We start from the raw sequence: 13,015 nt of genomic DNA on the forward strand, positions 1-13,015 counted from the left end.
CGGTGCCGGAGTCGAAGATCGTGGAGACGCTGATCGAGGAGGCGTTGAAGCTGGCCGAGCAGATGCAGGACGAGGGCGTCGCCTCCGGCGCACCCTCCGTCGCCGTCAGCTGACGTCCCGGGGCCGACCCGGCCTCCTGCCCTACTGCGGAACAGAAGGTGATCCCATGTCCCTACTGGAGTCCATTCAAGGCCCCGCCGATCTGAGACGGCTGCCCGCCGACGAGCTTCCCCGCCTCGCGGACGAGATCCGGGACTTCCTGATCGAAGCCGTCACCCGAACGGGCGGCCATCTCGGTCCCAACCTGGGCGTCGTGGAACTCACCATCGCGCTGCACCGGGTCTTCGACTCGCCCACCGACCGCGTGCTCTTCGACACCGGCCACCAGAGCTACGTGCACAAGCTGCTCACCGGTCGTCAGGACTTCACCCGCCTCAAGGCCAGAGGCGGGCTGTCCGGCTACCCCTCGCGGGCCGAGTCCGAACACGACGTGATCGAGAACTCGCACGCCTCGACCGTCCTCGGCTACGCCGACGGGCTGGCGAAGGCGAACCAGCTCCAGGGACGCGGTGACCACCGCGTGGTCGCGGTGATCGGCGACGGTGCGCTGACCGGCGGCATGGCCTGGGAGGCGCTGAACAACATCGCCGAAGCCCGGAACCGCCCGCTGATCATCGTGGTCAACGACAACGAGCGCTCCTACGCGCCGACCATCGGCGGCCTCGCCAACCACCTCGCCACGCTGCGCACCACCCAGGGCTACGAGCGGTTCCTGTCCTGGGGCAAGGAGACCCTCCAGCGCACCCCCGGAGTGGGTGCCCCGCTCTACGAGGCACTGCACGGCGCCAAGAAGGGCTTCAAGGACTTCATCGCCCCGCAGGGCATGTTCGAGGACCTGGGCCTGAAGTACATCGGCCCCATCGACGGCCACGACGAGCCGGCCCTGGAGTCCGCGCTGAAGCGCGCCAAGGGCTTCGGCGGCCCGGTCATCGTGCACTGCCTCACCGAGAAGGGCCGCGGCTACCGCCCGGCGGAGCTGGACGAGGCCGACCACTTCCACCAGGTCGGCGCGATCGACCCGATCACCTGCGAACCGCTGCGGCCCTCCAGTGGGATCTCCTGGACCTCGGTGTTCGGCAACGAGTTGGTGGAGCTCGGACGCGAGCGCCCCGACATCGTCGCCATCACCGCCGCGATGCTCCAGCCGGTCGGCCTGGGGAAGTTCGCCAAGGAGTTCCCGGAGCGGATCTTCGACGTCGGGATCGCCGAGCAGCACGCGACCGTGAGCGCGGCGGGACTTGCCACCGGCGGGCTGCACCCGGTCGTGGCCGTGTACGCGACGTTCCTGAACCGGGCCTTCGACCAGGTGCTGATGGATGTGGCGCTGCACCGGTGCGGGGTGACCTTCGTGCTGGACCGCGCCGGGGTCACCGGCACCGACGGGGCCAGCCACAACGGCATGTGGGACATGTCGATCCTGCAGGTCGTCCCCGGCCTGCGGCTCGCCGCGCCGCGCGACGCCGACCAGCTCCGCGCGCTGCTCCGCGAGGCCCTGGACGTCGACGACGCCCCGACCGTGGTCCGCTTCCCCAAGGCCGAGGTCGGTCCGCCGATCCCCGCCGTCGAACGCCTCGGCGGTGTCGACGTACTGCTGCGCACGGCGGCGCAGGGCACCGCGCCGGACGTCCTGCTGGTCGCCGTGGGCACCATGGCCCCGGCCTGCCTGGACGCCGCCGCGCTGCTGACCGCCGACGGTCTGACCGCCACCGTCGTCGACCCGCGCTGGGTCAAGCCGGTCGACCCCGCGCTGACCGAGCTCGCCGCCCGCCACCGCCTGGTCGTCACCGTCGAGGACGGTGGCCGGGTGGGCGGCGTCGGCGCATGTGTCGCCCAGTCCCTGCGCGACGCCGAGATCGACGTGCCGACCCGGCAACTGGGCATCCCGCAGGAGTTCCTGGCGCACGCCTCACGCAGTGAGATCCTGGACGAGCTCGGACTCACCGGCCCCGGGATCGCCGCGCAGACGGCGGGATTCGCGAAGGCCGTCGGCCTCGGGCAGCAGCAGGAGGCAGCCGTGCCGAGCGGCTTTACCGGAGGGGAACCAACGCGTGGAATCTGAGAGCCGAGCAACCGAGAAGGCGACGACCCCCTTCGACATCGCGGCGCTGCTGGCGGAGCGCGGCGCGGAGCGCTACCAGCTGCACAGTTCCTATCTCAACCACCAGCTGCCCCGGATGCTGCACACCATCGGCTTCGACAAGGTCTACGAGCGGGCCAAGGGCGCCTACTTCTACGACGCCGAGGGCAACGACTACCTGGACATGCTCGCCGGCTTCGGCATCTTCGCCCTGGGGCGGCACCACCCGGTGGTGCGGCAGGCGCTGCACCAGGTGATGGACCTGGAGCTGGCCGACCTCACCCGCTTCGACTGCCAGCCGCTGCCGGGTCTGCTCGCCGAGAAGCTGCTGTCCTACGCCCCGCACCTAGACCGGGTCTTCTTCGGCAACAGCGGCACCGAGGCGGTCGAGACCGCCCTGAAGTTCGCTCGCTACGCCACCGGCAGGCGCCGCGTCCTGTACTTCGACCACGCCTTCCACGGGCTCACCACGGGCTCGCTGTCGGTCAACGGCGAGGAGGGCTTCCGCAAGGGCTTCGCACCGCTGCTGCCCGACACCCTGCTGCCGCTGGGCGACCTCGGGGCGCTGGAGCGGGAACTGAAGCAGGGCGACGTCGCGGCCCTGATCGTAGAGCCGATCCAGGGCAAGGGCGTGCACGCGACCCCGCCGGGCTACCTGAAGGCGGCCCAGGACCTGCTGCACCGTCACAAGGCGCTGCTGATCGCCGACGAGGTGCAGACCGGGGTCGGCCGCACCGGCGACTTCTTCGCCTACCAGCACGAGGCCGGGGTGGAGCCCGATCTCGTGTGCCTGGCCAAGGCGCTCTCCGGTGGCTACGTTCCGGTGGGTGCGACCCTCGGCAAGGAGTGGATCTTCGAGAAGGTGTACTCCTCGATGGACCGGGTGCTGGTGCACTCGGCCAGCTTCGGCTCCAACGCCCAGGCGATGGCGGCGGGGCTCGCCACCCTGCACGTCATGGAGGACGAGCAGGTGGTGGCGAACTCCCGCCGCGTCGGCGACCTCTTTCGCGAGCGACTCACCGAACTGAAGCCCAAGTACGAGATGCTGGCCGACGTGCGCGGCCGAGGGCTCATGATCGGCATCGAGTTCGGCCGCCCGCAGTCGCTGCGGCTGCGAACCGGCTGGACCGCGCTGCAGGCCGCCCGCAAGGGGTTGTTCGCGCAGATGGTCGTGGTTCCGCTGATGCAACGGCACCGCATCCTCACCCAGGTCTCGGGCGACCACCTCGAGGTCATCAAGCTGATCCCGCCGCTGACCATCGGCGAGCGCGAGGTGGACCGCTTTGTCGAGGCGTTCACCGAGATCATGGACGAGGCGCACAGCGGCACCGGTCTGATGCGGGACTTCGGGAAGACGCTCATCAAGCAGGCGGTGGCCAACCGGTAGGAGGCCCGGAGGCCCGGCCGGATCCTGGCAGAACCGGATCCCGGCAGCCCCTGCTCAGACCTCGCTCACACCTCGAGGTGCTCCTCGATCTGACGGATCCGGTGCCGCGCCAGCGCCAGGTTGGCGCGGGTCCGGTCCAGGGCGAGGTAGAGGAAGATGCCCTTGCTGCCCTGCCGCGTCAGCGGCCGGATCAGGTGGTACTGGTTGGTGAGCGTGATCAGGATGTCCTCGATGGTCTCATTGTGAAGATTGAGCATCTCCATGGTCCGCATCTTGGCGCGGACCACGTCGGTGTTCCCCGCGGCCGCGACGTTGAGGTCCAACTCCTTCGTCGAGCTGAGCGATCCGAGGGCCAGGCCGCTGCTGTAGTCGACGATCGCAACGCCGATGGCCCCCTCGATGGCCATGGCTTCCTTGAGTGCGGTCTCCATGTTCGGCATGTCCGGACATCCTCCTGAACGGGTTCCGACAAGGGGACCGTTCGTGGTCCCTGCACTCAGGACCCTAGGAGTCCCCGGAAGCGGCACATGCCGCTTGGTCGAAAGTGATCAGGAGGCGGCTGCGGGGCGGCTGAAGTCGATTGCCGGATGATCTTTTCTGGTCGCTTCAGGCTGAGGATTAAGCGGAGATGAGGCCTGACGGGCCATCGAGGGAGAGGTAAGAGCGAGATCATTCGACGGAGTCCCGCCCGGGGGAACACGGCCTCCGAGGCCGCACGGAAAAAGCCGATCAGCCAAAGCCGCGAAGCGCCCCGGAACATGGGAAGGCCGGTGCGCAACCGCTGAATGGGGCCGGAAAGAGACGCTGCGACAGCAGCTCCGGGAGCGCCTCGGAAGTGACGAACGCCATGCTCCGTGTCCACGGTTCGGGCGCCCGGAAGGTGACCCAGGTAACACGAATCGGGTCAGCGGGCGGAGTCAGCCGGCGGACTCGGCGCGCGGCGTGGAGAAGGCGACCGGTCGGCGTTCGGAGTCCGGGCGAGAGGTCGAGCGGGGGGACGGCACGGGGCCATGGGTGGGCGCGGGGGCGACCGGCGCGTCCGCCTTCCCGCGCCAGAAGCGGCGGGTGGCCCAGGCGGCCTGCAGCCGCTCGTCGGCGCTGGCGACCACGGGCTCGAAGAGCGGCAGGGCCAGCAGGACCAGGGCCCCGGCGGCCCAGCCCGCGAGCACGTCGGTGACCCAGTGCGTACCGAGGTAGAGCGTGGTGAGGCCCACCGTGATGCCCATGAAGCCGGCGGCCACGGCGCCGGACCGGCGCCAACGGACCGCGAGGTAGGCCATGACGCCCCAGGTCACCACCGCGTTGGCGGTGTGGCCCGAGGGAAATATGCCGCCGCCCTGGAAGATCTCGCTCGCGCCCGGCACGTGGGCGTAGTGCGGGCCGAGGCGCCCCATTCCGATCTTCACCGCGCCGACGGACATGTTGAGCAGCACCAGGGAGACTCCCAGAACCAGCAGCGGCCGCATGCTCCTTGACCGCCAGCAGCGCCAGGCCAGCCAGATCGAGACCACGATGGCGGAGGGGCCGCGCTGGCCGGCTATGACGTAGACGTTCAGGAAGGACTGGAACGCGGGCCAGTGCTCGTAGGGCTTGAACATCATCACGGACCAGTCGAGGGAGACCATGCGTGAGGTGGTGAGCACCGCGAGGATCACCGCCAGGTAGAACACGGCGGTTGAGACGAAGAGCAGTCGGTGGGTACGGCTCAGCGGCGGCCACCTGAGTTCTCGCTCGGCGGGCCGCCTCGGTGCTGTCGTCTGCGGGCGCTCTAGTAGGGCGACCTCTTTCCTCTGGCTACGCACCCCTTCGACGTTACAGTGTTCGGCTGTGGGGGTCGGCGACTAGTTGTTGTTCGTAATAACCATGTGACCTGGTCGCTCGTCGGTTCGAGATAAGTGATCCGAGTGGGCGGGGAGAGGCGTTCCGATTTCGCTGCGGCAGGACGTGACATGGATCATTCTTCGCCCGGCGCAGGTTTGACCGGCAGCGTTGCGGGCATCAGCGGCGAGAGCCGAGCAGGAGTTCCGACTTTTCGATATTGGTAAGAACTCCATGAGAATCCCCTGGACGCCGGTTTCGAATTGCTGGCCATCCGAATTCGTGCGCCTTTCCCGGCCATATTCCTCGCCTTTTCCTGGCCTTTATGAGGACCCTCGGGGGAATCCCGGTAATTCCCCCGAAAGTCCGCTTGCTCAGGCGAAGCCGCCGAGCGTCACACCGCCGTCGAGTACCAGGGTCTGCCCCGTGATCCAGGAGGCCTGGTCGGACAGCAGGAAGGCGACCGCCCCGCCCACGTCCTCGGGGACGCCGAGCCGCTTCAGCGGGTAGGTGGCCGCCACCTGCTCCTCGTGTCCCGCGAACAGGGCCTCGGCGAACTTGGTCCGCACCACGGCCGGGGCCACGGCGTTCACCCGCACCGACGGCGCCAGCTCGTACGCGAGCTGCTGGGTGAGCTGGATCAGCGCCGCCTTGCTCGCGCCGTACATGCCGATGCCGGGGGCCGGACCGAGGCCGCTGACCGAGGAGACGTTGACGATCGCCCCGCCGCGCTCGCGCAGCGACGCCTTGTGGACCAGCTGGACCCAGCCGAGCGTCGACACCAGGTTGATGTCCAGGATCTTCCGTGCAGCAGACAGGTCGAGGTCGACCATCGGGCCGAAGACCGGATTGGTGCCGACGTTGTTGACCAGGTTGTCGATCCGGCCGAAGCGCTCCATCGCGCGGTCCACGACCTCGGCGCGGTGGGCCTCGTCGTGGCTCTTGCCGGCGATGCCGAGCGCGTGCTCCGGTCCGCCGAGCTGCTCGACGGCCTGCTCCAGGCTGGCCGCGTCGCGGCCGGTGATCACCACGCGCTCGCCCCGGGCGACCAGCGCCTGCGCCACCGCGAGCCCGATGCCCCGGCTGGCGCCGGTGACCAGTGCGACCTTCTCGTTGTCCGTCATGGTGCTGGTACTCCTCAGAGGGTGGGGGAGGTCAGAGGCTGGGGGAGGTCAGAGGGTGGGGGAGGGGAGGTCGACGAGGCCCGCCAGAGCTGCTCGGTGCCGGTCGGCGGTGCCGAGCGCGATGGAGGCGCTCTTGGCCCGCTTGAGATAGAGGTGTGCCGGGTGCTCCCAGGTGAAGCCGATGCCGCCGTGCAGCTGCACCGCGTCCTCGGTGGCGGCGACGGTGACCTGCGAGGCGAAGGCCTGCGCGAGCGCCGCCGCGACCTTCGCGTCGGGGGAGCCGCCGGCGACCGCATCCGCTGCGTAGCGGGCCACGGCGCGCAGCTGGGCCACCGAGACCCAGAGGTCCGCGAGCCGGTGCTTCACGGCTTGGAACGAGCCCACCGGCCGGCCGAACTGGTGACGCTCCTTCACATACGCGACGGTCGTCTCCAGGGCCCACTCGGCGACGCCGAGCTGCTCGGAGGCGAGCAGGGCGGCACCGGTGGTCAGCGCCGCGTCCAGGGCGCCGACGGCCTCGTCGCCCTCGGCGACCAGCCTGCCGGGAGCGCCGGCGAAGGCCAGATCGGCCAGCGGCCTGGTCATGTCCAGGCTGGTCACGGGCGTGGCCGTGAACTCCTCGACGGCAAGCAGAGCCGGACGGCCGCCGGCCAGCGCGGGCACGAGCAGGACGTCCGCGGTCCGCGCGTCAGCGACCAGGCGTACGCGGCCGTACAGCAGGCCGTCCCGTACCTCGACGTCGGCCGGGAAGGCGGCACCCGGAGCGGTCGCGAAGCGCACGGCCAGCGCCGCGACGCGGGCGCCTGAGGCGACCTGCGGCAGCAGCACGGTCTCGTCGGCCGCCAGCAGCGCCGCCGTCGCCAGCACCGCGCTGCCGAAGAAGGGGACGGGGGCGACGGCGCGGCCCAGCTCCTCCAGCACCACGGCGGTCTCGCGCCAGCTCGCGCCGGCGCCGCCGGATTTCTCGGGCACGGCCAGGCCGGTGACGCCCAGTTCGGCGCCGAGCGCCCGCCACAGCGCGGTGTCGACCGGCTGCTCGCTCTCGGTGCGGGCGAGGGTCTCGGACTGAGGGGCGCGGGCGGCGAGCAGCGCCCGGACATGGATCCGCAGCTCCTGCTCGACCTCGGAGTACTGCAGGTCCGGTGCTTCGTCGGTGGGGGTCACTGTGGGGCTCACTTCGGCAGGTCCTTCCATGCGACGTCCTTGTCGACCCGGATCTCCTGGGGGAGTCCGAGCACCCGCTCGGCGATGATGTTGCGGAGGATCTCCGAGGTGCCGCCCTCGATCGAGTTGCCCTTGGCCCGCAGGTAGCGGTAGCCGGGCGAGCCGCCCTCCATCGAGGGGTTGGAGGGACGCCGGAAGGTCCAGTCGTCGTAGGTCAGGCCCTCCGCGCCGAGCAGTTCCAGCTCCAGACCCGAGATCTGCTGGTTCAGCCGGGCGTACGCGAGCTTCGCGGCCGAGCCCTCGGGGCCCGGCTGTCCGGCGGCGAGTTGCTGGCGCAGCCGCTCGCCGGTGAGGCGCGCGGCCTCGGCGTCCACCCACAGCCGCAGCAGGGCGTCGTGCAGTCCGGGGGTGCGCAGGTCGGGGCGCTCGCGCCAGGTCCGGGTCAGCAGGCCGATCAGCCCTCCCTCGCGCGGCTCGGCGTGGCCGCCGATGGCGACGCGCTCGTTCATCAGGGTGGTCTGGGCGACTCGCCAGCCGTTGCCGACCTCGCCGAGCCGGTGCGCGTCGGGGATGCGTACCCCGGTCAGGAAGACCTCGTTGAACTCGGCCTCGCCGGTGGCCTGCCGCAGCGGGCGGACCTCGACCCCGGGCGCGGTCATGTCGCAGATGAAGTAGGTCATGCCCGCGTGCTTGGGCACGGTCGGGTCGGTACGGGTGACCAGGATCGCCCAGTGCGCCTCGTGCGCCAGCGAGGTCCAGACCTTCTGCCCGTCCACCACCCAGGAGTCGCCGTCGCGGACGGCACGGGTGCCGAGCGCCGCGAGGTCGGAGCCCGCGCCGGGCTCGCTGAACAGTTGGCACCACACCTCCTCGCCGGTCCACAGCGGGCGCAGGAAGCGGCTGCGGATGTCGTCGTCGCCGAAGGCGAGCAGGGTCGGCGCGGCCATGCCCAGGCCGATGCCGTGGCGTCCCGGGTCCAGGGTGGGCGCTCCGGCGGCGGCGAACTCCTCGTTGACGAGCTGCTGCAGCGAGCGGGGCGCGCCGAGGCCGCCCAGGCCGACCGGGAAGTGGATCCAGGCCAGCCCGGCGTCGTAGCGGGCGCCCAGGAACTCGGCGGTGGGGGTGCTCGCGGGGTCGTGCGCGGCCAGCAGCTCGCGGACGGCGGTGCGCAGGCCGTCGGCGGTCCAGGCCGTGGCCTCGGGATGTGCGGTGCTCATGGAGTAAAGCCCTCTCGACAGTGAGCAGGGGGAGCGCTCGAAGACTTGCTCCGAGGTGGGCTGTCGCCGGTGCGCCGCGGCGGACGCGGCGCACCGGCAGGTCGTTGGTCGGTGCTCGGCCGGACGGGCTCTAGTCGAGCGGCCCGCCCGCGACGTAGACCACCTGGCCGGAGACGAAGCCGGCACCCTCGCTGACCAGGAAGGACACCGTGTGCGCGATGTCCTCCGGGACGCCGACGCGGGCGACCGGGATCTGCGTCGCGGCGGCGGCCTTGAAGTCCTCGAAGCTCATTCCGACGCGCGCGGCGGTGTGCGCGGTCATGTCGGTGGCGATGAAACCGGGGGCGACGGCGTTGGCGGTGACACCGAACTTGCCGAGCTCCTTGGCCAGGGTCTTGGTGAAGCCCTGCAGACCGGCCTTGGCGGCGGAGTAGTTGGCCTGGCCGCGGTTGCCGAGGGCCGAGGAGGACGAGAGGTTGACGATGCGTCCGTAGCCCGCGTCCACCATGTGCTTCTGCACGGCCTTGGCCATCAGGAACGCGCCCTTGAGGTGCACGTTCATGACGGTGTCCCAGTCCAGCTCGGACATCTTGAACAGCAGGTTGTCGCGAAGCACGCCCGCGTTGTTGACCAGCACGGTCGGCGCGCCGAGCTCGGCGACGACCCGCTCGACGGCGGCCGCGACCTGCTCGGCGTTGCTGACGTCCGCGCCCACGGCGAGGGCGCGGCCACCGGCGGCGGTGATCTTCTCGACGGTGTCCTTGCCCGCGGACTCCTCCAGGTCCACCACGGCCACGGCGAAGCCGTCGGCGGCGAGGCGGATCGCGGTGGCGGCGCCGATGCCGCGTGCGGCGCCGGTGACGATGGCTACGCGGGAGGTCTGGTCAGTCATGGTTGCTGTCATTCCTTCGGTCTGGTGGTTGAGGGGACGTCAGTTGGTCTGTGCGGCCGCGGCAGCCAGGTACGGCTTCAGTTCGCGCCGGGCCAGCGAGCGGCGGTGCACCTCGTCCGGGCCGTCCGCGAAACGCAGGGTGCGGGCCTGGGCCCACAGCTGTGCCAGCGGGAAGTCCTGGGAGAGGCCGCCCGCGCCGTGGGCCTGGATCGCCTTGTCGAGGATCCACTCGACGGTCGCCGGGGTCGCGATCTTGATGGCCTGGATCTCGCTGTGCGCGCCCTTGTTGCCCACCGTGTCCATCAGCCAGGCGGTCTTGAGCACCAGCAGCCGCAGCTGCTCGATCCGGACCCGCGACTCGGCGATCCACTCCTGGACCACGCCCTGCTCGGCCAGCGGCTTGCCGAAGGCCGTACGGGACACGGCCCGACGGCACATCAGCTCGACCCCGCGCTCGGCCATGCCGATCAGCCGCATGCAGTGGTGGATCCGGCCGGGGCCGAGCCGGGCCTGGGCGATGGCGAAGCCCTCGCCCTCTCCGGCGATCAGGTTCTCGGCGGGGACGCGCACGTCGGTGAACACGATCTCGGCGTGGCCGCCGTGCGCGCCGTCGGTGTAACCGAAGACGTTCATGCCGCGACGGATGTCGACGCCGGGGGTGTCCCGCGGGACCAGGATCATGCTCTGCTGGCGGTGCTTCGCGGCACTCGGGTCGCTGCGGCCCATCACGATGAGGATCTCGCAGCTGGGGCTCATCGCGCCGGAGGACCACCACTTGCGGCCGTTGATCACGTACTGGTCGCCGTCGCGCTCGATCCGGGTGGCGATATTGGCGGCGTCGGAGGAGGCGACCTCGGGCTCGGTCATGCAGAAGGCCGAGCGGATCTCGCCTTCCAGCAGCGGGGCCAGCCAGCGCTTCTGCTGCTCCGGCGTGCCGAACTCGGCGAGCACCTCCATGTTGCCGGTGTCGGGGGCGGCGCAGTTGAGCGCCTCGGGCGCGAGGTGCGGGCTGCGGCCGGTGATCTCGGCGAGCGGCGCGTACTGGAGGTTGGTCAGGCCCGCGCCGTGCTCGGCATTCGGAAGGCTGTGCTGGTCTACAAAGAAGAGGTTCCAGAGCCCGCGCCGGTGCGCCTCCGCCTTCAGCTCGGCCATGATCGGCGGGCGGGACCACTCGTCCTTCGCCGCGGCGAGCTGCTCCGCGTGGACGGCCTCGGCGGGGTAGATCGTCTCGTCCATGAAGGCGAGCAGCCGCTCCTGCAGCTCGCGCGTGCGGTCGTCGTACAGGAAGTCCATCAGTGCGCCTCCAGCTTGAGCAGGGTCTCCAGGGCCGAGGCGACCAGCGGTGGAACCAGCGCGCCCAGGTGCGCGAAGCCCTCGCCGACGGTCTTGCCCTGGGTGTAGCGGTAGTGGATGCCCTCGGCGATGACGGCGAGCTTGTAGGCGGCGAAGGCCGTGTACCAGGGCAGGGGGGTGAGATCCAGGCCGGTGCGGGTGGCGTAGTGCTCCACCAGTTCATCCATTCGGGGGAATCCGGCAGCCGGGTTGACGGCCTGGGTGACCGGGTTGCCCGGCATCTCCCCGGCGATGTCCCAGTACACCTTCATCAGGCCGACGTCGGCGAGCGGGTCGCCGAGCGTCGCCATCTCCCAGTCCAGGACGGCGGCGATAGTGTCGTCGGCCGCGACGACCGTGTTGTCCAGACGGTAGTCGCCGTGCACGATGGTGGCCCGCTGACTCGCGGGGATGCCCTGGCCCAGCCGCTGCTGCAGCTCGTCCATGCCCGGGATCTCCCGGCTGCGGGAGGCCTCGAACTGGCGGAACCAGCGGGCGACCTGGCGCTGCAGGTAGCCGTCGGGACGGCCGAAGTCGGCGAGCCCGACCGTGGCCGGGTCGATCGCGTGCAGTTCGGCGAGGACGTCGATGAGCCGGTAGGACAGGGCGCGGGCGCGCTCGCGGCCGAGGCCGGCCGAATCCTCGGCGGTCCGGTAGACCCGGCCCTCGACCTCGTCCATCAGATAGAAGGGCGCGCCCAGCACCTCCGCGTCTGTGCAGAGCAGGTGCACGCCCGGGACCGGTACCAGGGAACCCGCCAGCGCGGCGATCACCCGGTACTCGCGGGACATGTCGTGCGCGGTCGCCAGCACGTGGCCCAGCGGCGGCCGGCGCAGCACCCAGCGGTGGCTGGCGTCGTGCAGGGTGTAGGTCAGGTTGGACTTGCCGCCGGAGATCAGCTCGGCCGCGAGCGGTCCGTCGACCAGACCGGGGTGGGCCTGCGCGAGGTGGTCGCGCAGGCGGTCCAGGTCCAGGCCGGGCGGATGCGGTGCCCCGGAGGGCCGGGCCCCGGGTTGCTCGGGCGATTGCTCGGGCATGCAGACCTCCTGGCTCGGGATGCGGCACAGTGGGGCTGTGACGCCGACGCCGCCACCATACCGACTGGTAGGTATGTCGGCTAGGGTGGGTCGTGACACATCCGATCGAAGCCGAGGGGACGCACGTGGCCGCAGCAGCACGCAGAGCCGTCGGAAGCCGGGGCAGTCGCGTCACGGTCCTGCCGGGACCGCTCGGCCGCGAGCCGGTCGCCCGCCTCGACGGCGATCCCGACGCCGACTCCGCCGCCTCCGGCGCGGACGAGCCGGAGCCCGCCCCGGTGCAGGAGCGCCTGCTCACCGCCGCCAGCCGGCTCTTCGCCGAACGCGGCTTCGCGCTGACCTCCGTCCAGGAGATCGTCGAGCGAGCCGGTGTCACCAAGGGCGCGATGTACCACTACTACGCGTCCAAGGACGACCTGCTGCAGCAGGTCTACACCCGGCTGCTCGCGGTCCAGTCCGCCCGGCTCGCGGCAATCGCCGACGCGGACCAGCCGGTGCGCGCGCGGCTCCGCGCCGCCGCCGCGGACGTCGTGGTCAGCACCCTGGAGAATCTGGACGACGCCATGGTGTCCTGGCGGTCCATGCACATGCTGCCGCAGCAGCGGCTCGCCGAGGTGCGCGCCGAGCGCAGGCGCTACCACGAGCGGTTCCGCGCGCTGATCGAGCAGGGCCAGGCCGAGGGAGTGCTGCGCGCCGACGTGTCGGCGGACCTCGCGGCGTACCAGTTCTTCGGCGGGGTGCACCACCTCGGCAGCTGGTACCACGCCGACGGCGAACTCACCCCGGAATCGATCGGCGAGACCTTCGCGGATCTCCTGCTGCGCGGCCTCGACGTCTCCTGACCCTTCTCCTGACGCGCCGCCAGAAACGCCCCCGAAACACCTTGACGCGTCCTCGCCAGAGGCGG

The 13,015-nt window shown here is 70.8% G+C and carries 11 protein-coding genes; 3 read left to right on the plus strand and 8 right to left on the minus strand.

Annotation, left to right across the window (positions count from 1 at the left end):
* The first annotated feature begins 166 nt into the window (after positions 1–166).
* Together dxs and ABIA33_RS20635 are read left to right on the plus strand one after the other, a co-directional pair.
* Positions 167–2,119 (plus strand): 1-deoxy-D-xylulose-5-phosphate synthase, encoded by a 1,953-nt coding sequence (gene dxs, locus ABIA33_RS20630; protein WP_370083818.1) that lies wholly within the window; start codon positions 167–169, stop codon positions 2,117–2,119.
* Complete coding sequence (locus tag ABIA33_RS20635; RefSeq protein WP_370083819.1) at positions 2,109–3,524, plus strand: aspartate aminotransferase family protein; 1,416 nt, start codon at positions 2,109–2,111, stop codon at positions 3,522–3,524. The genes dxs and ABIA33_RS20635 overlap by 11 nt, the downstream gene beginning before the upstream one ends.
* Positions 3,525–3,589: 65 nt before the next feature.
* On the opposite strand, the gene ABIA33_RS20640 is transcribed toward ABIA33_RS20635, so the two are convergent.
* The 8 genes from ABIA33_RS20640 to ABIA33_RS20675 all read right to left on the minus strand — a co-directional run bounded on the left by ABIA33_RS20640 (position 3,590) and on the right by ABIA33_RS20675 (position 12,108).
* The gene (locus tag ABIA33_RS20640) at positions 3,590–3,964 is read right to left on the minus strand and encodes a hypothetical protein (RefSeq protein WP_370083820.1); all 375 of its coding nucleotides are present in this window, start codon (positions 3,962–3,964) and stop codon (positions 3,590–3,592) included.
* A 477-nt stretch (positions 3,965–4,441) separates the two neighbouring features.
* Entirely contained in the window at positions 4,442–5,326 is an 885-nt protein-coding gene (locus ABIA33_RS20645; protein ID WP_370083821.1) for a phosphatase PAP2 family protein, read from the minus strand.
* Between the two features lie 390 nt (positions 5,327–5,716).
* Positions 5,717–6,466, minus strand: coding sequence for an SDR family oxidoreductase (locus ABIA33_RS20650; RefSeq protein ID WP_370083822.1), 750 nt, complete (start codon positions 6,464–6,466; stop codon positions 5,717–5,719).
* A gap of 48 nt (positions 6,467–6,514) precedes the next feature.
* The gene (locus ABIA33_RS20655) at positions 6,515–7,660 is read right to left on the minus strand and encodes an acyl-CoA dehydrogenase family protein (protein WP_370083823.1); all 1,146 of its coding nucleotides are present in this window, start codon (positions 7,658–7,660) and stop codon (positions 6,515–6,517) included.
* A complete protein-coding gene (locus ABIA33_RS20660; RefSeq protein ID WP_370083824.1) occupies positions 7,639–8,847 on the minus strand; it encodes an acyl-CoA dehydrogenase family protein in 1,209 nt (402 codons plus the stop codon). The genes ABIA33_RS20655 and ABIA33_RS20660 overlap by 22 nt, the downstream gene beginning before the upstream one ends.
* Before the next feature lie 130 nt (positions 8,848–8,977).
* Complete coding sequence (gene fabG / locus ABIA33_RS20665) at positions 8,978–9,739, minus strand: 3-oxoacyl-ACP reductase FabG (protein ID WP_370083825.1); 762 nt, start codon at positions 9,737–9,739, stop codon at positions 8,978–8,980.
* Positions 9,740–9,778: 39 nt separating this feature from the next.
* Positions 9,779–11,032 carry an acyl-CoA dehydrogenase family protein gene (locus ABIA33_RS20670; RefSeq protein ID WP_370083826.1) on the minus strand — a complete coding sequence of 418 codons (1,254 nt, stop codon included), beginning with the start codon at positions 11,030–11,032 and terminating at the stop codon, positions 9,779–9,781.
* A complete protein-coding gene (locus ABIA33_RS20675; protein WP_370083827.1) occupies positions 11,032–12,108 on the minus strand; it encodes a phosphotransferase family protein in 1,077 nt (358 codons plus the stop codon). The genes ABIA33_RS20670 and ABIA33_RS20675 overlap by 1 nt, the downstream gene beginning before the upstream one ends.
* Before the next feature lie 278 nt (positions 12,109–12,386).
* Between ABIA33_RS20675 and ABIA33_RS20680 the strand changes: the two genes are divergently transcribed.
* Entirely contained in the window at positions 12,387–12,950 is a 564-nt protein-coding gene (locus ABIA33_RS20680) for a TetR/AcrR family transcriptional regulator (protein ID WP_370083961.1), read from the plus strand.
* Positions 12,951–13,015: the final 65 nt, after the last annotated feature.

The organism is Streptacidiphilus sp. MAP12-16, from assembly GCF_041262165.1.
Classification (GTDB): Bacteria; Actinomycetota; Actinomycetes; order Streptomycetales; family Streptomycetaceae; genus Streptacidiphilus.